The 23,096-nt window shown below is 69.3% G+C and carries 19 protein-coding genes; 10 read left to right on the top strand and 9 right to left on the bottom strand.

All coding sequences use genetic code 11. From position 1 onward, the window contains the following. From ACFWF2_RS09765 to ACFWF2_RS09740, 6 genes are all read right to left on the bottom strand, one after another. Nucleotides 1–341 (bottom strand): ESX secretion-associated protein EspG (locus tag ACFWF2_RS09765; RefSeq protein WP_379306425.1); only part of this gene is annotated, 341 nt, incomplete at its 3' end. Further along, a complete protein-coding gene (locus ACFWF2_RS09760) occupies nucleotides 338–1,465 on the bottom strand; it encodes a PPE family protein (RefSeq protein ID WP_379306423.1) in 1,128 nt (375 codons plus the stop codon). The genes ACFWF2_RS09765 and ACFWF2_RS09760, both read right to left, overlap by 4 nt. 46 nt (nucleotides 1,466–1,511) lie before the next feature. Next, on the bottom strand, nucleotides 1,512–1,823 hold the full coding sequence (locus tag ACFWF2_RS09755; protein WP_218717458.1) for a PE family protein: 312 nt from the start codon (nucleotides 1,821–1,823) through the stop codon (nucleotides 1,512–1,514). A 110-nt stretch (nucleotides 1,824–1,933) separates the two neighbouring features. Further along, complete coding sequence (locus ACFWF2_RS09750; protein ID WP_379306421.1) at nucleotides 1,934–2,272, bottom strand: metallopeptidase family protein; 339 nt, start codon at nucleotides 2,270–2,272, stop codon at nucleotides 1,934–1,936. A gap of 14 nt (nucleotides 2,273–2,286) precedes the next feature. Further along, entirely contained in the window at nucleotides 2,287–3,357 is a 1,071-nt protein-coding gene (locus ACFWF2_RS09745) for a septum formation family protein (RefSeq protein WP_379306419.1), read from the bottom strand. Nucleotides 3,358–3,437: 80 nt separating this feature from the next. Then, nucleotides 3,438–5,135: an aldehyde dehydrogenase family protein gene (locus ACFWF2_RS09740; RefSeq protein WP_379306418.1), complete on the bottom strand. Its 1,698-nt coding sequence runs from the start codon at nucleotides 5,133–5,135 to the stop codon at nucleotides 3,438–3,440. Nucleotides 5,136–5,192: 57 nt separating this feature from the next. Here ACFWF2_RS09740 and serS point away from each other — a divergent pair, with 57 nt between their 5' ends. The 3 genes from serS (at nucleotide 5,193) to ACFWF2_RS09725 (ending at nucleotide 9,756) form a co-directional block, all read left to right on the top strand. Beyond that, nucleotides 5,193–6,449 (top strand): serine--tRNA ligase, encoded by a 1,257-nt coding sequence (serS, locus tag ACFWF2_RS09735; RefSeq protein WP_379306417.1) that lies wholly within the window; start codon nucleotides 5,193–5,195, stop codon nucleotides 6,447–6,449. A 48-nt stretch (nucleotides 6,450–6,497) separates the two neighbouring features. Beyond that, nucleotides 6,498–8,339: a putative bifunctional diguanylate cyclase/phosphodiesterase gene (locus ACFWF2_RS09730; protein WP_379306415.1), complete on the top strand. Its 1,842-nt coding sequence runs from the start codon at nucleotides 6,498–6,500 to the stop codon at nucleotides 8,337–8,339. A 100-nt stretch (nucleotides 8,340–8,439) separates the two neighbouring features. After that, nucleotides 8,440–9,756, top strand: coding sequence for an MFS transporter (locus tag ACFWF2_RS09725; protein ID WP_379306413.1), 1,317 nt, complete (start codon nucleotides 8,440–8,442; stop codon nucleotides 9,754–9,756). Here ACFWF2_RS09725 and ACFWF2_RS09720 read toward each other — a convergent pair whose 3' ends face one another. Then, a complete protein-coding gene (locus ACFWF2_RS09720) occupies nucleotides 9,757–10,278 on the bottom strand; it encodes a hypothetical protein (protein ID WP_379306435.1) in 522 nt (173 codons plus the stop codon). It lies immediately after the preceding gene. Between the two features lie 106 nt (nucleotides 10,279–10,384). Between ACFWF2_RS09720 and ACFWF2_RS09715 the strand changes: the two genes are divergently transcribed. From ACFWF2_RS09715 to ACFWF2_RS09690, 6 genes are all read left to right on the top strand, one after another. Then, nucleotides 10,385–11,338, top strand: a complete 954-nt coding sequence (locus ACFWF2_RS09715; protein ID WP_379306411.1) for a DMT family transporter — start codon at nucleotides 10,385–10,387, stop codon at nucleotides 11,336–11,338. Nucleotides 11,339–11,486: 148 nt separating this feature from the next. Next, nucleotides 11,487–13,364, top strand: a complete 1,878-nt coding sequence (locus ACFWF2_RS09710) for a serine/threonine-protein kinase (protein WP_379306409.1) — start codon at nucleotides 11,487–11,489, stop codon at nucleotides 13,362–13,364. An 84-nt stretch (nucleotides 13,365–13,448) separates the two neighbouring features. Next, nucleotides 13,449–14,609 carry a hypothetical protein gene (locus tag ACFWF2_RS09705; RefSeq protein WP_379306407.1) on the top strand — a complete coding sequence of 387 codons (1,161 nt, stop codon included), beginning with the start codon at nucleotides 13,449–13,451 and terminating at the stop codon, nucleotides 14,607–14,609. 16 nt (nucleotides 14,610–14,625) lie between these two features. Further along, on the top strand, nucleotides 14,626–16,479 hold the full coding sequence (locus ACFWF2_RS09700) for a serine/threonine-protein kinase (RefSeq protein WP_379306405.1): 1,854 nt from the start codon (nucleotides 14,626–14,628) through the stop codon (nucleotides 16,477–16,479). Continuing rightward, nucleotides 16,476–18,398: a protein kinase gene (locus ACFWF2_RS09695; RefSeq protein WP_379306403.1), complete on the top strand. Its 1,923-nt coding sequence runs from the start codon at nucleotides 16,476–16,478 to the stop codon at nucleotides 18,396–18,398. Before ACFWF2_RS09700 ends, ACFWF2_RS09695 begins: the two co-directional genes overlap by 4 nt. A gap of 67 nt (nucleotides 18,399–18,465) precedes the next feature. After that, the gene (locus ACFWF2_RS09690) at nucleotides 18,466–19,515 is read left to right on the top strand and encodes a Gfo/Idh/MocA family oxidoreductase (protein WP_379306401.1); all 1,050 of its coding nucleotides are present in this window, start codon (nucleotides 18,466–18,468) and stop codon (nucleotides 19,513–19,515) included. Between the two features lie 68 nt (nucleotides 19,516–19,583). On the opposite strand, the gene ACFWF2_RS09685 is transcribed toward ACFWF2_RS09690, so the two are convergent. Further along, nucleotides 19,584–21,119, bottom strand: coding sequence for a Rieske 2Fe-2S domain-containing protein (locus tag ACFWF2_RS09685; RefSeq protein ID WP_379306399.1), 1,536 nt, complete (start codon nucleotides 21,117–21,119; stop codon nucleotides 19,584–19,586). Between the two features lie 42 nt (nucleotides 21,120–21,161). Continuing rightward, nucleotides 21,162–22,067 (bottom strand): hypothetical protein, encoded by a 906-nt coding sequence (locus tag ACFWF2_RS09680; protein WP_379306397.1) that lies wholly within the window; start codon nucleotides 22,065–22,067, stop codon nucleotides 21,162–21,164. A gap of 202 nt (nucleotides 22,068–22,269) precedes the next feature. Between ACFWF2_RS09680 and ACFWF2_RS09675 the strand changes: the two genes are divergently transcribed. Then, nucleotides 22,270–23,031 (top strand): lysophospholipid acyltransferase family protein, encoded by a 762-nt coding sequence (locus ACFWF2_RS09675; protein WP_379306395.1) that lies wholly within the window; start codon nucleotides 22,270–22,272, stop codon nucleotides 23,029–23,031. Nucleotides 23,032–23,096: the final 65 nt, after the last annotated feature.

Here is a 23,096-nt window from a genome sequence, read left to right as displayed (position 1 = left end):
ACCGCGCGGTCGTCGCCCTGCGCCAGACAGAACCGGTTCACGTGGCCCTGGACCACCCACCGCAGCGCGATGATCCACTGCGGCCGGTTGAGCACCCGCAGGCGCTCGGCCAACTCGGGCGCCACCACCTCACCGAACAGCAGTTCGCGTTCGGTGAGGGCGGCCTCGGCAGCCCGCATGGCCGCGTCGTGCGCCGCGAGGTGGTCGTAGCGGCCCATGGCGTCGAGCACCACGGGCATCTCGTCGAACTGCAGCTTCTCCAGGAGGAACTGCATGTCGTCGAGCGAGAGCACGACGGCCTCGAGCAGTGATCCCCCGCTGCCCCCGCCGAGCACCGTCACTTGGCCGTTCCGGCGATGTCGGCGCCGATCACGCCTTCGGCGGTGTAGCGGCCATCGGTGAAGGCCTCGTTCGACGTGCCGTAGTCGATGGCGTCGTGCTCGTCGTCGTCCTCGCCGTCGGCCCGGTTGCCGAGCAGCGGGTTGGCCCCGGTGCCGGTGTTGCGCACGGGCGCGCTGTCGACGCGGGAGACGACCGACTCGCTGACCGGAGCGGCCGCGGGCGCGCTGGCGGCCGGAGCGCCCCAGCCCTCGGGCATCTTGAGCTGACCCGGCGCGAGCGAGACACCGCCGAGACCGGCCGCCGAGGTCGCCACGCCCGCCGCGGCACCGGCGGCGCCGACGCCGGCCATGGCGGGAACCGCGGCGGTGGCCGCGGGCATGGTCGCCGTGGTGGCGGCCGAGATGGCGGAGGCGCCGAGGTTGCCGACCGTGCCGACACCGCTGCTGACGACACCACCGGCGACATTGGCCGCCTGGGTGGCCGCGCTGACGACACCGGGGTTGGTGACGAAGGCCTGCGCCGCGGCGACCGCGGTGGCCACCGGGTCACCACCGAAGTCGCCCTGGGCCGCGGTGCCCGCACCGCTGGCGATCGTCGGCGGCATCGAGAACTCGCCGGGCGTGGTGACGGTGGCCGTGGTGGCGGCCTCGTAGGTCTCCATCACCAGCGCGGCGCGGATGTCCATGGCGTGGCGAACGACCTCGGCGGCCTCGAACGCGCCGGAGACGACACCGGGCGGGTTGGCCGACGCGGCGACCGCGGTGTTGGTCGCGGCGATCTCGGGCAGGCTCGGCATCGCGAGCGAGGCGACGGTGTAGGCGGTGGCGTTGGCCGTGGCCTTGGCGCTCATCGCCGCGGCCATGATGCCCTGCTGGCCCGCCCAGGCGCCGAAGGGCGCGAGCTTGGCGAGCACGGCGAGGCCGTTGATGCCCTGCAGGCCGACGCCGACCTCGGCGATCACGCGCGTCACGGTGAAGGTGGCATCGCCCCACGCGGCGGCCAGCGTGCCCCACGATGTGGCCGCGGCCGAGATCGGAATCGCGTGTGCGCCCGCGTTGAGCGTGGTCGAGTTGACTTCTGCCATGCGCGGCAGCCAGAAGACCCCGGTGATCCCTGCGGTCATGCTTGTTTCTCCCCTGAATGAATGATCGTCGACGGATCGGGTACGACTAGATCTGGATCGCGGTGATCGCCGCGCCTTGGGCGATGTCCTCGCCGATGTTGGTGACCAGCTGCGAGCGCAGAGTCGCGGCCGCGTGGTGCAGCTCGAGGATGCCCTGGGCGACCGAGCTGTCGTGCGTGGCGGCAGCCCTGTTGAAGTGCGACGCCGCGAGCAGCGACACTTCTTCGGCTCCCGAGGGGAGCACGTGCGTGGTCGGCCCGGCCAGGCCGGCGGCCACGGCGAGCCGTTCGGCGAGCAGATCCAGCTCCGCGGCTGCGGCGAGGACGATTTCAGGTGTGACGAGAACGTGTCCGACCATGACCCGACTCCTTCTGGTGGCGACTAACGGGAACCACGAGAATTCCCCCTACGAGTGATAGGACGCGAGAGCGGGTCGTTCGGTTCCATCGATTCCCCACCCAATTTTCGCTAGCCCCATCCCAGCTCATGCAACCGGTCGTCGTCAATCCCGAAATAGTGTGCTATTTCATGGATCACGGTGATCGCTACTTCCTCGACCACCTCGTCGTCGGTGTTGCAGATGTCGAGAATAGCCTCTCGATAGATGGTCACGGTATCCGGAAGCGAGCCCGCGTAGTAGCTGTCGCGATCGGTCAGCGCGATCCCGTGATACAGCCCGAGCAGCGAGGGTTCCTCGTCGTTCCTCGCCTCGACCAGCACAACGACATTGTCGATGGCCCCGGCCAGCTCGGGCGGGATCAGGTCGAGCGCGTCGCCGACCAGCTCCTCGAACCGATCCGGCGACATCCTGGCAGGCCCGGTCACCGCGGCTTCGGCTGCGGCGGCAGCGGTGCGGCGCCAGGCAGCGGCGCCGGGGTGGAGCGGCCGGTGTTCGGCGGCGGCACCGGTGCTTGCCCGTCGATCAGGATCTCGCCGCGCGCCGAACCGACGATCGGCGCGAAACCCTCACGGTCGGCGCCCTTTCCGAGCCAGCAATCCAGTTTGTGACTACCGGCAAGCCAACTGGTCGGTTCCAGATAGTCGAAGAACAGCGTCAGGGTCTTGTTCCGGATGGCGTCCGGGCTACCGAGATAGTCGCTGGAGAGCCGGTTGCATTCGGCCTCGACGAACTTGTCCTGATCGGCTTCCGATGGCGGTCCGCCGGTGAAGTTGGCCGCCAGGTCGACGGTGCCGACGATCTCGACCGCGTGCGGCTGCGCGCAGTCGACCGGATCGGTCGGCAGGTTCTGGTTGATGCCGAGGCAGGTGCCGGTCGCGTGCACCTTCGACTGGTCCTGACCCTCGATGCTGCCCGTCGCGGCCGGGCTCGCCGAGGTGCCTGCCACCTGCAGACCGCAGCGCAGCGTCCGGTCGCCGTGCTGCCAGCCCGCCGGGCTCGGCGACATCACGTTGACCATGTACCGGCCGCGCGGATCGAAGCGCCCGCCCAGGTACCGCTGCACCGCCGGAACGCAGTGCTCGTCCCTGAGCTCGGTCATCCGCAGCGAGTCGGGGTGCCTGGTGCCGCCTGCGAACTCGCGGCCAGGGTAGGCGCTGAGGTCGACGACCCCGGCCACCTCGAACAGGTGCTTGTCCCCGCAGTTCACCTTCACCAGGTCGCTGCGGTCGGCCTTGGTCCAGCTCAGGCAGTCACCCTCGTTCGCGCTGCTGAACTCCTTGTCCCTGACCACCGGCGCCGACCCGGGCTGATGCGCCTCCAGGCCCGTGTCGTTCTCGAACCCGGTGACCACCATGGTGACCATCGCCGCGATCACCGCGCCCAGCGCGCCGATCAGCAGCCCCCACCGCAGTTTGTTCGCGGACAGGTGCAGCGAATCGGCGGCGCGGCGCTGCGCTGGTCTCTTGGCTGGTTCACTCTGCTGTTCAGACATCGCGGTCCATCATGGCAGCGAGGTGCTTGCCGTGCCACGACCTTGGGCCCGGAACGTTCCGTCCCGGGCCCAGGCTGAGGTCAGCCGCGGAGGGCGGAGGCGAAGATGCCGGGCAGGCGGGTGGGCTTTCCGTCGCCGTAGAACTCGGTCAGCTTGCGGCCGGTGGCCGTGCCGGTCTTGTTGGTGACGAACCACGGCGGCTTCGGCGTTGTGGTGAATTCGCCGCGCAGGATCGAGCGCGGTGCGGGCCGGAACGGGCCGCGCACCACGGTGCGTTCCACGTCGTCGAGCAGGAAGGCGTTGTGCACGACGCCGATACCGCTCTGGATGTCGTCGAGCGTGTGGCCGGGGAAGGCGCCCCAGCTCGCGCGCGGGGTCAGGAAGGCAAGACCGGTCCAGGCGTTGAGCGCGACGGTGCCGTAGCGCAGGTCCTCGATCGCGGTGTCGAGCTCGCCGCCCAGTTCCTTGATGGTCGCCGGGTGCGCGATGATGTTGGCCCCGAGCGTGCCCATCAGCTCCTCGTTGGCGAAATCGACCGCGTTGCGGAGGAACTCGTTACCGGTGCCCGCGAGCTCGACCACGCCGAGGACGGGGGAGAAGTACTCGGTGCGCAGCAGCGGGGTATCGCTGGTCGGCAGGTTCTCGACCAGGACCCGGCCGTTGGCGCGCTCGGAGCCGGGGTAGTCCGCCAGCGCGCCCTCGACCCGGCCGCCGCTGCCCGGGTAGTACGCGGGACGTGCCGGGGCGTTGTCGATCGCGGAACGCAGTTCGGTGAGGAACTGCTCCTTGAGCGGCCAGTCCGCGCTGAGCACCACGGTCTGGGCCGCCACGCAGTTGTAGCCGCCGTTGTGCAGCCGCTGGGTCGCCACGTGCTCGGCCTGGAACTTCAGGTCAGCCGCCGTCCAGTCGCCCGGGACGACGATGCACGGCGCGACGCCGCCGAGTTCGCTGGTGATCGGCTTGTCCAGCGCGGGCTCGCCGGTCTGCTTGCGCTGCGCGCCCTGCTCGCCGGGGCCCCACACGATCGCGTCGTGGGTGGGCGCGCCGCCGGTCATGTGCACGTGCGCGACCTGCGGGTGGGTGACCAGGTAGCCGCCCTCGGGAGCCCCACCGGTGAGGATGCGGACCGCGCCGATGGCGATGAACGGCGCGAAGATCGCCTGGAACACCGGTAGCAGCGGATCGGTGATCGGGTTGAGCTTGAGCGCGACGACCCGGTTGTTGGCGTAGAGCTCGTAGAGGGTGTCCAGCGGCGCGATCGACATGATGTTGCCCGCGCCGAGCACGGCCCCGACACCGCCGGTCGCGGCCGGGTCGAGCTGGGCCAGTCCGGCCTTGCGCCGCGCGGTCGCGGCGTCGACGCCAGGCCGCAGCCATACATCGGCGCTGAACCCGTTGAGCAGCAGCTTGTCGTAGCCGCTGTGCGGCAGGGCGGGCACCGAAACGCGTCCGCCGGGCGCGGCACCGAACTCGACACCATCGAGCGGGCTCGCGCCGCGTTCGAGCGCGGCCATCGATTCGGCCAGCGCCTGCGCGCCGCCGAGCATCGTCATCGGCCCGGACATCCACTCCTCACCGAGCAGCGGGCTGTCGGCGGGCAGCTGCTTGATGGTGCGGGCGGCCGCGACCCAGGCCTCGGCATGGCGGGCGGTGAGCGCGTGGAGTTCCTCGAGCAGTTCGCGGCGGCGACGCAGATCCGTCGTGGCCCAGGTCTTCTCCCCTTGTGTGAGATCGGCGAGTGCGTTGTCGATGACGGCGGTGTCGAAAGTAGTACTCACACCGGCAACTATGCCCCTGTTCCGGCCACAAGGCATCAGCTACTAGGCTGTTTTCCTATGATCGACCTCCGATTCCTGCGCGAGAACCCGGAAGCCGTCCGAGCCTCGCAGCGGGCCCGCGGTGAGGACCCCGCTCTCGTCGACGCGCTGCTCGAAGCCGACGCCGCTCGCCGGGCCGCCGTCGCCACCGCCGACACGCTGCGTGCCGAGCACAAGGCGATGGGCAAGGTGATCGGCAAGGCGAGCAAGGAGGAGCGCCCGGCGCTGCTGGCCGCCGCGACCGATATGTCCGCGAAGGTCAAGGAGGCCGAGGTCGCGCAGAACGCGGCCGACGCCGACCTCGACGCCGCGCACCGCGCCATCTCCAACGTGGTGCAGGAGGGCGCGCCCGCCGGTGGCGAGGACGACTACATCGTGCTCGAGACGGTCGGCACCCCGCCGGAGTTCGACTTCGAGCCCAAGGATCACCTCGAGCTCGGCGAGTCGCTCGGCCTGATCGATATGGAGCGCGGCGCCAAGGTGTCGGGCTCGCGGTTCTACTTCCTCACCGGCGCGGGCGCGCTGCTGCAGCTCGGCCTGTTGCAGCTGGCCGCGCAGAAGGCCGTCGCCAACGGCTTCACCATGATGATCCCGCCGGTGCTGGTCCGCCCGGAGATCATGGCGGGCACCGGCTTCCTCGGTCAGCATTCGGCCGAGGTCTACCACCTGGCCGACGACGACCTGTACCTCGTCGGCACCTCGGAGGTGCCGCTGGCCGGCTACCACGCCGAGGAGATCCTCGACCTGAGCGCGGGCCCGAAGCGGTACGCGGGCTGGTCGTCGTGTTTCCGGCGCGAGGCGGGTAGCTACGGCAAGGACACCCGCGGCATCATCCGCGTGCACCAGTTCGACAAGGTGGAGATGTTCGTCTACACCACCCCCGAACAGGCCGATGCCGAGCATCAGCGCTTGCTGGCGTGGGAGCGCGAGATGCTGGCCGCGATCGATGTGCCCTACCGGGTGATCGATGTGGCCGCGGGCGATCTGGGCAGCTCGGCGGCCCGCAAATTCGACTGCGAGGCCTGGGTCCCGACCCAGCAGACCTACCGCGAGCTCACCTCGACCTCGAACTGCACCACCTTCCAGGCACGCAGGCTCTCGGTCCGCTACCGGGACGAGAACGGAAAGGCGCAGGTCGCGGCCACGCTGAACGGCACGCTGGCGACCACGCGCTGGATCGTGGCGATCCTGGAGAACCATCAGCAGGCCGACGGTTCGGTGCGGGTTCCCGCGGCGCTGGTGCCGTTCGTCGGCACCGACGTACTGAAACCGTAGAGCCCTTTTGGCAAACGCCCTGACCGAACAACATCTAGGCTGGTGCTCGTGCGAGGAATCGGGGCGCGCGGCGATACCCGAACCCGGGTGCGGGCGGCATCGGCGTTGGCGACGGCGAAGGTCATGGCCAGGACAACGGGGGCGTTCTACGTCCTCGGCGGTGTCCTCGGCCTGACGATCACTGCCATCGCACCGGGTGACGACGGTAATCGGCTGCTGGTCGGTACGGCGGCGGCGGTCGCGCTGGTGCTCGGTCTGACGTTGCTGGCGTGGGGTCCGCGGATGCCACACACCCTGCACCACCTCTACCTGGCGACCGCGACCGTCCTGGTGACGATCGCGGTGCACTCCTTCCCGAACCTGGTCGGCGGCATCACGCTGGCCTCGTTCTATGTCTTCGTCGCCTGCGATGCCGCGCTGTTCTTCGCCTGGCCGCAGGCCGCCGCGCACATCGGTTTCGCCATGGCGCTGTGCCTGTGGGTGCTGCCCGACCGTGGCCTGCCCTGGTGGTCGGGCATGATCCCGGCCGGCGTCACCTTCGGCGCGGGCGTTGTCGTCGGCATCCTGACCAGGATGGCCTCGGACGCCGACATAGACGTGCTCACCGGTCTGCTGAACCGGCGCGGTTTCGAGAAGCAGCTCAACCCCGCGATCGACGCGGCGGGCCGTGGCGGTCAGGGCCTTGCCCTGGTCCTGGTCGACCTCGACCGCTTCCAGAAGATCAACGATCACCTCGGCCACCGCGCCGGTGACGCGGTACTCCAGCGGGTAGCCGACACCTGGCTCGACCTGCTCGCCCCCGATCAGGTGCTGGCCCGCTTCGGTGGCGACGTCTTCGCGCTGCTGCTGCCCGGCACCACCGAGCAGGCCGCGATCCTGCTCACCGAGAAACTGCGCGCCGCGGTGACCATGGGTTGTTCGGCCGGCGTCACCTCCTGGCAGCCGGGCGAATCCGGTTCGCTGCTGATCAGCCGCGCCGATGTCGGCCTGTACCGGGCCAAGCAGGCAGGCCGCAACCGCACGGTGCTCGAGTCGTCGCGGCAGTTGCCGCTGGCGGTGGAGTTGCGCGAGGCGATCGACCGCGGCGCCCTCGACGTGCACTACCAGCCGATCGTCAGCCTGACCGAGGACGGCGGCCAGGCGGTCGGTGTCGAGGCACTGCTGCGCTGGTCGTCGAACGCCCAGCCCGAGGTCACCACCGAGGGCCTGATCCGGGTCGCCGAGGAATACGACCTCATCTCCGACCTGGACGAGCTGGTCCTGCGCCGCGCCTGCGCCGACGCCGCCCGTCTGCAGGAGAGCTTCGCCTCGCTCGATCTGACCCTCAACGTCAACGTCTCCGGCCTGGAGCTGGCCGAACCCGATTACGCCGAGCGGGTCGCGACCATCCTGAACGACACCGGCTGGCCCGCCGACCAGCTCGTCCTCGAGGTCACCGAGAGCGAACTGGCCGCCGAATCGCAGACCGCGATCACCAACCTGCACACCCTGCGCGACCGTGGCGTTCGCATCGCCATCGACGATTTCGGCACCGGCTACTCCTCGCTGAGCCGCCTGGCCACCATTCCCAGCGACATCCTCAAGGTCGACCAGTCCTTCGTCGCCGCGATCCGCTCCGATTCGCCTGCGCCGCCGCTGCTCGGCGTCATCGCCGCGCTCAGCAAGTCGCTGGATCTGCAGGTCATCGCGGAGGGCGTGGAGACCGAATACCAGGCGGCGGTGCTCACCGAACTCGGCTTCGCGCTGGCCCAGGGCTACCACTACAGCGATTCGCATCCGGTCTCGGAACTGATCAACGACCTCAACGACGGCAAACCCGGGATCGCCACAACCACCACCACCGACGACGACGATTCGCTGTCCGCGAGCGGCTGGATCCCCCTCGGATAATCGCTTGACGCACCGCGCGTGCGCGGCGAACCATGGACGCATGCGCATGCTCATCTACGGCTGTTGATCTTCGGAGCTCCGGCGACTCGGTGCGGCGGTGGTGGCACGGTTGACCCGTGAACCGGTCGGCGTCCGCGGTGTCGCCATTCGCGCGGTCCTGTTCAAGGGCACGCGCGACCTCCTGCCGATCTATGCCCTCTACGGCGTGCTGTTCGCCGATCACGGCCTGAGCACGGCGCAGATTTCCCTGTTGCTCGCCCTCTGGTCGGTGACCGCGTTCGTGCTGGAGGTTCCGTCGGGCGCGTGGGCCGACACCGTCTCCCGGCGTGCGCTGCTGGTCCTGAGCTCCCTCCTGCAGGCGACCTGCTTCGCCCTCTGGATGCTGGCGCCGTCGTTCCTCGGCTTCGCGCTGGGATTCGTGGTGTGGGGTGTCGCCTCGTCCCTGGAATCGGGCACCTTCGAGGCGCTGATCTACGACGACCTCGTCGCCCGCGGCGAACCGTCGGCCTACGCCTCGATCATGGGCTGGGCGCGTGGCGCGCAGGAAACCACGGTGCTGGTGGCGATTCTGGCGGCCGCGCCGCTGTTCGCGCTCGGTGGTTATCCGCTGGTCGGCTGGGTCAGTGTCGGTATCGCCGTACTGCACACCCTGACCGCCGTCGCGCTGCCGAACGCGCCGGTCGCCATCTCCGCGGGCGCCGTCGACGACCTCGACGACGAGCCGCCGGGATCAGCCGGGCCACACGTCGTCCCCGGGTCGGCGCAGTCGATGTCCGGCGCCGAGCCGGGCGGACTGTCCCGCTACCTCACCATGCTGCGCACCGGCACCGCCGAGGCGTTCCGGGTCCGCCGGGTTCGCCGGGGAGTCCTGTTGGGCGCCTTGCTCTATGGCGTCACGGCCTTCGACGAGTACTTCGGTCTGCTCGCCGTCTCCGGCGGCGCTTCGACCAGCACCTCCGCCCTGCTGGTCGCCGTCACGGTAGCGGGATCGCTCGTGGGTTCCGTGCTGGCGGGCCGCACCGAAGTCGTCCCGGCCCGCTGGCTGGCCGTCGCGCTGTTCGTCGCCGGAATCCTGTTCATCGCGGGCTCGCTGGCGGTAGGCGCCGCACTCACGGCGGGTCCGTGGCTGCTGTGGGCCGGTTTCGCAGGCATCGGCATCGCCTACGGCATCGACTTCAACATCGAGGTGGTGGCGGGCGCCCGCCTGCAAGCCGCCATCGAGGGCCGTGCCCGCGCGACTGTCCTGTCCTTCTCCGGCCTGCTCTCGGAGATCGTCGCCCTGCTGGTCTTCGGCTTCGTCGCCGCGGCCACCCAGTGGCTGACGATGTCGGCCACGATCGCCGCGCTCGGCACGGTCCTGCTCGTCTCCGCGCTGCTCACCCCGAGCTGGCTGCCGCCACGGGCCGCCGACGACTGATCACCACCGCAGCATCGGCAGCGGACGAGCGGGATGCCGCACAAGGTGCCGGAGGCCGCTGCGCACGAGAAACCGATGGAAACCGGCATAGGGAAACCGCTCGACGACCTGCGCGACGAACTCCGCGTCGATGCGGCCACGCAGCAGTCCGTGGCCGACATCGACGCGATCGGCCAGCCGGAACGTCTCGACCAGCGGATCCGCCCGCGCCACGAGGCCGTGATGGTCGAGCACCATCGTCCGCACGAGTTCCGGATCCGCGATCCCGAATTCGGCCGCGAACTCGTCGACCAGGCCTGCCGATGGCGTGAGGTAGTCGAATGTTCCCGCCGTCCAGATCCCGAGATCATGGACGGCCCAGGCCAGGGCGGCGGTGTCGGGCAGTTCTCCGTCGAGCAGCTCCCACTGGTAGTTGGCGCAGCGATAGACGTGATTACGGTAGGTCTGTTCGTCCCGGCCGAGAGCCGAGCGGTGGCGTGCAAGCACCGCGTCGATCACCGGATGGGACTGCATCGGAACCATGGCCACTGACATCGTTTCGCCTCCTGACGAACCATCCGGAAAGCCGCTGAAGTCGCAGGCCAGTCTACTGTCGAAAGCTACGGCGGCGAGCTGACGGAAGGACGCGGTGGTCGGGCGCAACGGTCTCGGTTCGGTCTTCGGATTCTGCATCGGCGCCGGTGTCGCGGTGCAGGGCCGGATCAACGGCGCGCTCGGCGCCGAGCTGGGTGACGGTGTCGCGGCCGCCACCATCAGCTTCGGCACCGGCCTGATCGTGCTGCTGATCGCCCTGGCGGCCAGCCCGGCCTTCCGTGTCGGTCTCGCGAGCGTGCGCACCGCCGTTGCCGACGGCACCGTGCGGCCGTGGCAGCTGCTCGGCGGTCTGTGCGGCGCGTTCTTCGTGGCGAGTCAGGGACTCACGATCGCCGCCATCGGCGTCACCGCGTTCACCGTGGCGGTCGTCGCCGGTCAGCTGCTCAGCAGCCTCGTCGTCGACCGCCTCGGCATCGCCCCGAACGGCCGGACATCGATCACTCCGTGGCGGGTGGTCGCCGCCGTCCTCGGCATCCTCGGCGTCTTCCTTTCGGCGGGCGGCGATTCCACCCCGGCCACCGCGGCGACCGGGGTGTCCGATGCCCTGCTCATCGTGCTGCCCGCGCTGGCAGGCATCGGCCTGGCCTGGCAGCAGGCGGTGAACGGCCGGGTCGGCGCGGTCGGCGGTCCCTTCCCGGCCACCCTGATCAACTTCGCCGTCGGCCTGGTCGCGCTCTGCCTGTTCGACGTGTACACGCTGCTCAACTCCGGCCTGCCGACGCACTTCCCGACGGCCCCCTGGCTCTACCTCGGCGGCCTCATCGGCGTCGCGTTCATCGCCCTCGCCGCGGTCACCGTCGGCATGATCGGCGTCCTGCTGCTCGGCCTCACCTCGGTGGCCGGCCAGCTTGTCGCGGCGCTGCTGCTCGACGCCGCGGACGGAAGACTCTCCGCCACCGCGGTTCTCAGCTGCGTGATCGTGCTCGGTGCGGTGGTGGTGGCGAGCCGGGCGACGCCGGCAGGCGGAGACCATCGACGTATTCGGTGAATGCGCAGCAGGCTCGTCGAAACAGGCCGAGCGGGCGGCGATGTCGGATCCACGCGGGTGTTAGGTTGCTCGCGAACGAACCGAGCTCGCCGAACGAGTCGTGGCGGACTCGCCCGCGACGGCGGGATCGAAGTGGGGGAGTACCGAAGTGATCGAGCCGCTGTCGCCTGGCGAATCGCCGATGATCGGCCGCTACCGGATCCACGGCGTGCTCGGCGCGGGCGGGATGGGCCGCGTCGTGCTGGCCACCGGTCCGGACGGACGTTTCGTCGCCATCAAGCAGATCCACGCGCACCTGCTCGACGACCGCGAATTCCGGGCGCGTTTCGAGCGCGAGGTCGCCATTTCCGCGCGGGTGTCCGGCGCGTTCACCGCCGCGGTCGTCGACTTCGGCACCAGCGGCGAAACACCGTGGCTGGCCTCGGTATTCATCGCGGGCGTGCCACTGGACAAGGCAGTGCGCGGACACGGCCCACTACCCATCCCGGCCCTGCGCACCCTCGCCTCTGGCCTGGCCTCCGCCCTGCACTCCATCCACAGCACCGGCCTGGTGCACCGTGACCTCAAGCCCGCCAACGTGATCCTCGCCGCCGACGGCCCCCGCGTGATCGACTTCGGCATCGCCCAGGCCGTCGGCACCGGCGCCCAGCTCACCGAGGTCGGCGCCGTCGTCGGCTCACCCGCGTACATGTCACCGGAACAGGCCATGAGCGAACCGGTGACCTCGGCCAGCGACGTCTTCTCCCTCGGCTCCCTGCTCTGCATGGCCGCCACCGGCCAGAGCCCCTTCGCGGCGACGTCGGCGCCCTACACCCTGTTCAATATCGTCCACAGCGAGCCGCAACTCGACCAGGTGCCCGCACCGCTGCGCGAGCTGATCGCCGGTTGCCTGCGCAAGGATCCGAAGACCAGGCCGACCCCCGCCCAGATCCTGGACTACCTCGGCGTCTTGCCGGTCCAGCCGCAACCCTGGCCGCCACAGGTACACACCGAAATAGCCACGCAGACCAGAAATCTCGTCGCGCTCACCTCGGATCCCGAAGCGACACAAATCATCAGCGCGCACATTCCGCCCCAGCGACCCGCGACGACGCCGGAGGTACCGCGTCGAAAGCGCCGTACGGCACTGCGACTGGGACTCGTCGCGGCGGGAGCGGCGGTGCTCGTCACCGCACTGACCGCGGTAGTCCTGCGCGGTGGCGAATCCGAGCCACCAGCGGCCACACCGTCGGCGACCCTCCCGGCTCTCGATCAGCTACGCGGAACCGACGCGTGTGCCTGGCTACAGCGGAGCCTCGGCCAGAACCTGCCCGCGGCCGTCGCCGTCAAAGCGTCCTCGGATATCTCCTCCTGGCGCTGGCAGTCGACGTCGAGCTGGGGCTGCGACGGTAGTTCCGGCGGCGCCCGCATCGCGGTCGAAATCGGTGCCGCGCTGGACGGATTCGATGCAGGCGCCGGAGTCGTCAACGGATACGCCCTGGTCCGCCGCGGCGACGACTGTGCCCTCGCCATCGAGGGTGGCGCCGAGGGACAGCGGTGGGGGATCACGGTGGACACCTTCACCCGCGATTCCTGTTCGCTCGCCGAGCACGTCGTCGACCGGCTCACCGCGTCGCTCGGCGAGCTGCGCGCCGATCCCGGCGCACAACAGTCACTGTCCTCGGTCGATCCCTGTGCGCTGGTAGACAATCCGACCCCGGGCGTCGCGAAGTCAGCGCATGTCTGCGAGTGGACCGGCAATACGAAGGTGCGCATCACGCTCTCGCAGCCACGCAGGCCGCAGACCTCGGCGGAAGAGGACGTGATCGATATCGGGGACGGTGTCGTGGTGATCGAACCCAGGATCTCCGCGTCGGTGCTGTCGGCGACCGAATGTCAGCGGATATACCGATTCCGCAATGTCGGGCAGACTTTCCGGGAGGTCGTCGAGGTGCTGGTCAGTGATCCGAAGCAGAACACGACGGCGCTGTGCAAGATCGCCGACCCGCTCGTGAAGCAGGCTGTCGGCAGGTTGCCCGCGCAGTAGCGGCTGGCGATACGCGGGTGATAGTTTCACGGCAGAGTTCGGAAGGGGCCCGGCGTTCAGTCTGCCGGTCGGAGGGGAATACTCGTGCGTTACCGGTCGCGTTGTCTCGCGGCACTACTGTCGCTCACACTGCTCACCGCGGCGTGCGGTGACGAACCCGCGGAACTCGATCACGGCGGGTATGCCCTGGAACCGGCGCCGGGCGACTACGACGACGCGCCGAGCCGTGTGCGGGGTTCACTGGTGGAATCGGTGCGCATCGGTGAGCGACTGCTGTTCGCCGACCGCGTCGACCCTGACCTGATCGAGGGTGACGGCGGCGGCGTGGTCGTCGGGCCGAACGGGGTCGACGGGCTGCTCTCCGGCGTGCAGAAGACGGCACTCGGTCCGTTCGACGTACTGGCGGGCTTCGGCGCGATCGGCAGCAACGGCCAGCTCGACAACGAGCAGAAGCACAAGTTGCTCTCGATCACGATCCTGTCGTTGCCCGATGCGGAGCAGGCAGGTGCCGCCGCCCAGGCGATGGCTGCGGCCGACTTCAGCGCCAACGTCGAGAACGCACCGCTGTCGCTGCCCGAATACCCTGGTGCGCTGAGTCATTGGCGCCCAGGAGTCCCGACCGTCGGCAGCTGGCTGGTGTGGAAGAACCTGGTGATCCGCGTGTACGCGCAGGTCCTCGATCCGCGTGCCGAGGTGCTGACCGACTTGCTCACCCGCACCTACCGCGCCCAGCTAGCCGAACTCGAAACCTTCGTCCCGACTCCCGCCGCCGACCTGGCGACGCTGAAACTCGACAGCGGGCACTTGCTCAGCCGGATGGTGAAGACTGGCGAATACTGGCCCGATCGCTGGGAATTCATGGTCTACGGGCCACGGTCCTACGCTCTGCTACTTGACAAGCCCGCGGCACGCCTGCCGGATTTCGACACGAGCTCGATCGATGCCGTCGCGGTGGCGCACAACAAGTTCCTGCACCGAGCGAAGGACCAGCAGGCCGCGCAGACCTTCGCCGAGACCGAGGAGAAGGTGCTGCTCGCCGCGGATTACACGGCGATCTCAGCGCCCGGCCTGGCTGGTGTGTCGTGCTATCGCGCGGCGCGGCCCAATACCGAGGTCAGTGCCGCCCGCCGGTTCGTCTGTGTGGTGCACCGCAACGAGTTCGTCGTTCGCATGTACAGCAATCAGGAAACCGATGTCCGGCAACTGGCGGTCGCGCAGTACGCGTTGCTGAGCGGATCCCGGTGAGACGGGAGACGACGCGATGAAACCGCTTGGCCCGCAGGACCCCGACCAGCTGGGCCGACATCGCTTGCTCGCGGTGATCGGCCGCGGTGGCATGGGACAGGTGCTGCTCGGTCGAAGCCCCGACGGCCGGCTGGTCGCGGTGAAGCAGATCCACCGCCAGTTCACCGGCAACCCCGAGTTCCGGGCCAGGTTCCGTCGTGAGGTCCTCGCGTCCCAGCAGGTAACCGGCGCGTACACGGCGGGCGTCGTCGACCACGACGCGGAGTCCGAAACACCTTGGCTGGCCTCGGAATACATCCCCGGTCCGTCGTTGCAGGACATGGTCGGCGAATTCGGCCGCCTGACGGTGAGCGGCCTGAAGTTGCTGGCGACCGGATTGGCGATGGCGCTGCTCGAGATCCATCGCACCGGCCTGGTGCACCGTGACCTCAAGCCGAGCAACATCCTGTTGACCAACGACGGGCCGCGGGTGATCGACTTCGGCATCGCCAGGGCGCTCGAGGACGACGTCACCCTCACCGCGACCGGCGCGGTGATCGGCTCGCCGGCCTACATGTCACCCGAGCAGGCCGAATGCCAGCCGCTCACAACGGCGTCCGATGTATTCGCGGTCGGGGCGATCCTGGCGATGGCCGCCACCGGCCGCAGTCCGTTCGATGCCGCCTCGACACCGCAGGTGCTCTACAACGTGCTCTACCTGTCCCCGGACACCAGTGCCATCCCGGAGCCGATCCGCGGAATGGTCGAGGCCTGTCTGGCGAAGGATCCGGCGGAGCGCCCATCACCCGGGCAGCTGCTCGACGCGGCGAGCGGGATCGCGGCAGAGCCGGTGTGGCCGGTTCGTATCCGTAGACGAATCGGTGAATACTCCGCTGAGGCTGCGCGCTGGGCCGACGGCACCGCCATGGTCGATTCGGTGGCGGGCGAACAGCACGGGCGGGTGCGGCCGCGCCTGGTTCCCCTCGCCACCGCGGTGTCGGCGGTGGTGCTCGTCGCGATCGCGATGGTGGGTTTCGGAGTCGATGGCAACGCGATCGCGATGGACGACCCGCCGCTCGCGCTGTCGGCCGACGAGAGCCGCAGACTCGATGTCTGCGAGCTGATGAAGCCGGCCGTGGTCGGTGAACTCGGCACGGCGGCAGGCGAACTCGTGCCGAGGGGAGTGAATGGTTGCAGCATCTTCTACCTCGATCAGGTCGGCAGCAAGGTGTATTTCACCCTCGAGACCGGTGCCCCGGTGTCCGAGCGCAGCAAACAACCCTTGGGCAGCACCATCAACTGGATGCCGGTCCTCGGCAGGAACAAGGAAGCCCGCATCTGTGATCGCACGGTCGTGATGCAGAGCGGGCTGCCGATGGCGCTGACGATGAACGCTCAGGCACCGGATGGCGACGCGTGCCCCGCCGCGGAACGAGCACTCGGCGCGGTGGTCCGGCGGCTGGCCGTCAACCCACCGCAGAAGAAGCTCGCGGCGGACTCGGTGCTGTTGCTCGATGCCTGCTCGCTGCTGGATATGCCACTCACCACCTCGGTGGTCGGTGACCCGGTCCGTGGCCGCACGGTGCACGGATGTACGGCCGACGGGCCGGACGGCTATGTCGCCCTCGGCATCGACGAGCGCCTTCGGCCGGACAATGTGACCGGTGCTGACAAGACCAAACCGACCAGGATGATCGGGGAGCGTCTGGTGTATGTCCAGACCGACAACGCGAGCTACTGCGAGCTGGTCGTGATGACCCGGCCGACCCGCGCCGACCAGGCCGAGCAGGTGAACATCGCGTTCTCCGCGTCCCGCCCGGGGTCGACGAGTCTGTGCGATACCGCGGCTACGCTGTTCGCTCCCGTGCTCACGAAGTTGCCGCCGTCATGACGATCCACCCGCCCGGTCCCGGCGAACCCGACACCATCGGACGCTATCGAGTCCTGGGGACCCTCGAATCGACCATCGGGTTCCACACGCTGCTCGCGGTCGGGCCCGACGACTCTCTGGTCGTCGTGCGGCAGGCCCAGCCCGAGCTGCTCGACGAGGCCGATTTCCGGATCAGGCTGCGGCACAGCGCGGTCGCCGCCATGCGTGTTTCCGGTGCTATGAACACGACAGTGATCGATGTCGACGCCGACGCCGACAAGCCATGGCTCGCCTCGCTCTTCGTCCCCGGCGTGCGGCTCGACCGCGCGGTCGCCGAACACGGCCAGCTGCCGGTGCCCGCCGTCCGCGCGCTCGCCGGCGCGTTGGCCGCCGCGCTGCGGACCGTGCACGCCGCCGGCCTCGTGCATCAGCGACTGCGGGCCGATTCGGTGCTCTTGGCGCGCGACAGTGGCAGGCTCGGCGAGATCGGTATCACGCCGGTCGCCGGACCGCCGTCGACCGGGAGCGCGACCACCCTCGGCACCCCGGACTTCTTGTCGCCGGAACAGGCTCTCGGCCTGGCGATCACCCCGGCCGCCGATGTCTTCGCGCTCGGATCGGTGCTCGCCTTCGCCGCGTCGGGCAGTGCCCCGTTCACCGCGCCGTCGGTGCCCTACACCCTGTTCAATATCGCCCAGCGGGAACCGGATCTGAGCCAGGTACCCGAAGCGCTGGTCGAGCTGATCGCCGCGTGCCTGCGCAAGGACCCCGCGGCCAGGCCGACCCCCGGGCAGATTCTGGAATACCTCGGCGGCGCGCCCGCCGCGCCGGCGCCGTGGCCCGCACCGGTGCTCGACGACATCGGCCGCCAGCAGGACCAGGTGGCCGCCCTGCTGGCCGCATTGCCGCCGATCGCCGCACCGCAGGCTCCACCGGCGCGGCCGTGGCCCGAGGTCATCGCCGGTGTCGGGCAGAAGACGCTCGACATGTGCAGGCGTGCGGTGCGATCCGGACGGCAGCGTTGGAGTGCTGTCTCGCTGGGCCGTCGGCGCGGGCTGGCAGGCGGATTGGCGGCGTTGCTGCTCGTCGCAGGTGGCGGCACCTATGTCGCCACGAGACCGGCGACTATCCCGCCCCCGGTGACCGGCTTGACCCTCGCTCAGCTGCGGCAGCTCGATGCCTGTGCCTGGCTCGAGTCGGCCCTGGGTGACGCCGTCCCGGTCGCTCCAACTCCACTCCCCGCCGACACCTGGAAGCTGTCGCCGTCCACTTCCTGGGGCTGCTTCGCCAGCTCGAATCGCAACCTCATGACCCTGGCGCTGGGAGCAGAGAACAGCTATCTGACGCCGCACCAGAACATCATCGACGGCGTGCCGATCATCGACGGCAGCTCGGCATCCTGCACGCGTGCCATCGCCAGTCCGGGAGCAGAGAGTCCGGCGGGCATCGTCATCACACTCTCGCCGGCGAGCGGGGAGGGCTGCGAGGGCATCGACTACATCGCCGCCAATATCGCTCGATCGCTGTCGAGTGCGCCTCGTGCCGAGAACCGCGAGTCGTCCTTGGCGCTGGTCGAGCCGTGCTCCCTGGTCGACCGTGACCTCGTCACCGCCGAGATCGGCGAACTGCCGCCCGAACCGACGATCGCGGACGCGCACACCTGTCAGTGGGACGCCAGGGTGCAGCTCACCGTGAAACTGCTGCGGACCAGCTCGCTGACCAGCGGCGGAAGCGTCGTTACCGTTTCCGTCGACGGCATGCAGGTCTACCTGGACCAGGGCGCCACAAACACCATCTGCACCCGCGCCTACCTCGCCCCCGGCTCGGACAAGGAAACAGTCGAGGTCACCGTCACCGGCCGCCAGGGTGGCCGCGACGAGTCCTGCGCGATCGCCACCGACGTCCTGCGCGGGGTGGCCACGAAGCTGCCGACCCGCTGAGATCCCCGGCCCCGCACCCGCGAAGCGGGATACTCGTCCGGATACCGATGTCGGCACGATGGGACGGATGTATATGGACCAGCTCGGGGTAGCGGTAGTCGGATACGGCCTGGCCGGCTCGGTGTTCCACGCACCGCTGATCGCGGCCGATCCGCGGTTGCGGGTGGCGGCGGTGGTCACCTCGTCGCAGGAGCGGGCCGAGCAGGCGCAGGCGGAACATCCCGGTGCGCGGGTGTGGCCGAGCGCCGACGCGCTGTTCGCCGAAGCCGACGACATCGATCTCGCGGTGATCGCCACGCCCAACCGTTCCCACGCGCCGCTGGCGCTCCAGGCGCTGGCCGCCGGGCTGCCGGTGGTCGTGGACAAACCGTTCGCGGTGACCTCCGCCGACGCCGACGAAGTGGTCACGGCGGCCGAGCGGGCGGGCTTGCCGTTGAGCGTGTTCCAGAATCGCCGCTGGGACAACGACTTCCTGACGGTGCGCGGTCTGATGGACGCGGGCGAGCTGGGCGAGATCCGCCGCTTCGAGTCCCGCTTCGAACGCTGGCGCCCGACCCCCAAGGGTGGCTGGCGGGAACTGGGCGAGGCCGAGGCTGGTGCGGGCATCCTCTTCGACCTGGGCAGTCACCTGGTCGACCAGGCACTGACCCTGTTCGGCCCGGTCACCGAGCTCTACGCCGAACTCGACCGCCGCCGCCCCGGCGTCCAAGCCGACGACGACGCCTTCATCGCCCTCACCCACGCCTCCGGGACCCGCTCGCAGCTGTGGATGAGCGCCGTCGCGCCGCAACTGGGCCCACGCATGCGAGTCCTCGGTTCCACCAACGCCTACACCGTCTTCGGCCTTGACCCACAGGAAGACGCGTTGCGCGCGGGCCGCCGCCCGGTCGATGGAAAACAGTGGGGCACAGTTCGACCCGACAAGTGGGGAACCTTCGGCGCGGGCGATGACCTCCGCACGATCCCCACCGTCCCCGGCGACTACCCCGCCTTCTACGCGGGCATGGCCGCCGCCCTCCTCGACGACGCCCCGGTCCCGGTCGACCCACGCGACGCCGTGGAAACCCTGCGCATCCTCGAATACGCGCGCCACGTAGCGGGCCCCGCCGAGCCCTGAACCCGATCCGGGCCTGGACATGCGAAACGGGCGGGACGAAAGTCGTCCCGCCCGTTCGTAATCCGGTGTCAGAGTTTGCGCGAGCGCAGTTCGTGGCCCTTGGAGGTCTTGCAGCGGCCCGATTCCAGGTCCCACTGCCAGCCGTGCAGGTTGCAGGTGAGGTTGTTGCCTTCCACCACACCGAATTTCGACAGGTCGGCCTTGAGGTGGGGGCAGCGGCGCTGGACTTCCCAGCCGTCGAGCTCGGTGACGGCGGAGTCGTCGTGCGCCTCGGAGAACCAGCCGTCGGCGTAGGCGATGCGCTCGTCGGTGAGGCACTTGAAGAAGGTGTAGAGGAACTCGTTGTAGCCGCCGATGCGCCACGCCTGGAACCGGGTGGACAGGAAGATCGTGTTGACCCAGTCCGGCTCGTCGTCGCGCAGCACGGTGCGGACCAGTTCGGGTGCGATCCGGAAGCCGTAGCGGTAGCGGCCCTCGCCCTCGACCGGCTCGCGCACGGTGCGATGCGGGAAGTCGAGCACCACGGTCTCGTCACCGATGACCAGGCCGACCGGGTAGCCGATACCGTCGCTGATCAGCGCGGACTGCTTCATGATCGGCTCGAACAGCTCACGCAGCGGCTCGAGCAGCGAACCATCGCCGATCTCCCACGACGCCTTCTCGGCCGCGAGCACCGGCGCGAAACGCTCGGCCATCTCGGCGATGTAGGCGGCCTTGTCGCCGTAGATCCGGTCCGGATCGAAGGGGTGCTCGAGGTCGAGTTCCTTGCCGCGCACGTCGGCGACCGAACCCGGGATCATCAGGACGCCGCCGGCGTTGCCGTGGATCTCCATCTGCTCGAGGAACACGATCTGGTCGGGGAAGATATTGCCTTCGTCGCCGCGATCGTCGTTGAGGTAGCGCAGTTCCTCGTCGAGGAACACCGGCGGACCGGCCGATGGCACGACCCAGGTCGCGCCGACCTGCTCGATGTAGGAGCGGGCGCGGTCCATGCCGCGCTGCCGCTTCTGCTTGCCGAAATTGGCCTTGGTGCGCGCCGGGATGTCGTACACCGCCGGGTACCAGATGGCGCCCGAGTACTGGAGCAGGTGGATATCGATGTCACCGAACGCGTCGTGGATGACGTCCATATCCACCGGACGCGCGTCGTTCATGTTGAAGCAGGTGGTCTCACCGTCGGAGATGAGAATGCCGGAGTCGCCGATCGGCCCGTCGGCGGGCGCGCGCAGCGCCACGATCATGATGTCGAGCGAGCCCTTGGGCCCGGTGACGGTGTGCTTGACCGAGTCCTCGGTCTCGAAGAACTTGGTGAAGCCCAGCGCCTCGAGTTCGCGGCGCAGATCCGGCACCGGGTAGTCGGGCAGCAGGATCGTCGCGTCCTTGTTGACGTACTTGCGCAGGTGCGCGGCGTCGAAGTGGTCGCGGTGCAGGTGCGAGACATACAGGTAGTCGACATCGCCGAGCGACTCCCAATCGAGCTGGGAGTTGTCCGGGAACGGGAACCACGACGCGAAATAGGCGGGATTGACCCAGGGATCGCACAGGATCGTCCCGGCCGTGGTGCGGATATGGAAGCCGGCGTGTCCGACGCTGGTGATCTGCACGAGCTTGTCCTCCTGACCAGTACCAGCCAACCAGGGTAGTGGTTAGGCCGTCACGTCACCGATGCAATAGCCCTCGCCGGTGGGGGCGACGGTGAAAGTTCGAGTCCGCGTGCCCCCGGGCGAGGTGGTCACCGGGACGTGAACTGCCAGGTAGTCGCCGCGAACCTGGTCGGATCGTAGCTCCTCACCGGCGTAGGAGGTGACATTGCCTACTTTGGCCGAGTCGCCGGTCAGCGGGGGTGCTGTGGGGTTGCCGGTGCCCTGCGGATCCCAGGTGGTGAGGGTTGCCTCGCAGGTCAGCGGATGGGTGGCTTCGATGTCGGCCGGGTCGAGTGGTTTGCCCGCGGCTCGCGCGAGGTAGCGGCGCACGGTGTGGCGCGCGTCGGCCTCGTCGTAACCGGGCTCGACACCCGCCGCGAACACCCGCCCGCACGCGTACCCGGTGGCGACGGACTCGCGCTCCACGGTGACGGTGGTGGTGCGGTTGCGCCAGGTGACGGTGTCGGCGGTCGCGGTACCTGGCCGGCTGAGCGCGTCCAGGATCGCCTGCGGGTCGGCGTACATGTCGGTGACCGTGCGCGGCGGGATCGTCCAGCACTTGTCCTGCAACTCGGCGATCGTGCCGGTCTTCAGGTCGACGGCCCAGCGGCGCACCGCGGTCACGGCGTCGGCGGCGCCGGGCACTGCCCCGACCTGCGGCGCGTCGGCGGGCAGCGGGGTCGTCGCCCCGGTCGGAGCCGGCTCGCCGGGCGCGATCGCCTGGGTGGCGGTCGACGTGGTTGTCGGCGCTGCGGTGGTGGTGCCCGCCGGGGCCGGATCGTCGCCGGGGATGCCCGAGACGGAGTCGCATCCGGCGATCAGGGCGGCGGTGACGGTGAGTCCCGCGGCCAGCGCGACGGCGCGGCGCGGGCGGGTCGGAGTGAGCGGGGTCGGCTGAGCGCGTTCCACGACGACGTTCCTCTTCCTGGGCCGGGGCACCCGCGTGTTTCGGCGCGGGCGGTGACTGGCGGGGCGAGCGAGCTCGCCGGGGATAGACCGGTGCGCGCGAAGCGAATTCGCCCCGCGCGGCAAACGCCGCGATCCGGCGGGGTGGCGCGCGAGGACGGCAGCCCTGCCGGAAGCGGCGATCTGCGACTACGCTAGCTGAATTGTGGAACCCGTCTACCGGTCGATCATCGGCCTGGCCCGAACCGTCTTCTTCCTCGAAGGTCTGAAGTTCACCGTCAAGGGGGCGGAGAACATCCCCGCCTCCGGTGGTGCCGTGGTGGCGATCAACCACACCGGCTACATGGACTTCACCTACGCGGGACTGCCCGCGCGCACCCCTGGTCGCTACATCAGGTTCATGGCCAAGCAGGAGGTGTTCGACAACAATATCTCCGGCCCGATCATGCGCGCCCTCAAGCACATCCCGGTCGACCGCACCGCCGGCGCCGACTCCTACGAGTCGGCGGTGCAATACCTGCGCGACGGCGAGCTCGTCGGCGTCTACCCCGAGGCCACGATCAGCCGCAGCTTCGAGATCAAGGAATTCAAGTCCGGCGCGGCCAGGATGGCACTGGAAGCCGACGTCCCGATCATCCCGATCGTCATCTGGGGCGCCCAGCGCGTCTGGACCAAGGGCTTCCCCAAGCGCCTCGGCCGCACCAACACCCCGATCTCGATCGCCGTCGGCACCCCTATCCAGCCCTACGAACCCGCCGCCGACCTCACCGCGGAGCTTCGCACCACCATGCAGCGACTGCTCGCCGAGCTACAGGAATCCTACGAACACGAGGCCGGCGCCTACTGGGTCCCACGCCGCCTCGGCGGTAGCGCACCCACCCTGGAGGAGGCCACCGCCCTCGACGACGCCGAAGCGGCCGAACGTCTCGCCCGCAAGGCCGCGCAGCAGGAGAACCCGGAAGCCTGACTTCGCCGCCACCCGGTCACCTGTCGCAGCGTCGCTGACGCAACGGCGGTGATCCGGGTGGGTGC

This window comes from Nocardia sp. NPDC060259 (assembly GCF_042728775.1).
Taxonomy (GTDB): domain Bacteria; phylum Actinomycetota; class Actinomycetes; order Mycobacteriales; family Mycobacteriaceae; genus Nocardia.
This window is presented reverse-complemented; position numbering and strand designations above follow the sequence as displayed.

Excerpts from the sequence above, each read along its gene's own strand:
- ACFWF2_RS09760 (WP_379306423.1), bottom strand. The coding sequence starts at position 1,465 with ATGACCGCAGGGATCACCGGGGTCTTCTGGCTGCCGCGCATGGCAGAA.
- ACFWF2_RS09755 (WP_218717458.1), bottom strand. The coding sequence starts at position 1,823 with ATGGTCGGACACGTTCTCGTCACACCTGAAATCGTCCTCGCCGCAGCC.
- ACFWF2_RS09750 (WP_379306421.1), bottom strand. The coding sequence starts at position 2,272 with ATGTCGCCGGATCGGTTCGAGGAGCTGGTCGGCGACGCGCTCGACCTG.
- ACFWF2_RS09745 (WP_379306419.1), bottom strand. The coding sequence starts at position 3,357 with ATGTCTGAACAGCAGAGTGAACCAGCCAAGAGACCAGCGCAGCGCCGC.
- serS (WP_379306417.1), top strand. The coding sequence starts at position 5,193 with ATGATCGACCTCCGATTCCTGCGCGAGAACCCGGAAGCCGTCCGAGCC.
- ACFWF2_RS09720 (WP_379306435.1), bottom strand. The coding sequence starts at position 10,278 with ATGGTTCCGATGCAGTCCCATCCGGTGATCGACGCGGTGCTTGCACGC.
- ACFWF2_RS09700 (WP_379306405.1), top strand. The coding sequence starts at position 14,626 with ATGAAACCGCTTGGCCCGCAGGACCCCGACCAGCTGGGCCGACATCGC.
- ACFWF2_RS09695 (WP_379306403.1), top strand. The coding sequence starts at position 16,476 with ATGACGATCCACCCGCCCGGTCCCGGCGAACCCGACACCATCGGACGC.
- ACFWF2_RS09690 (WP_379306401.1), top strand. The coding sequence starts at position 18,466 with ATGTATATGGACCAGCTCGGGGTAGCGGTAGTCGGATACGGCCTGGCC.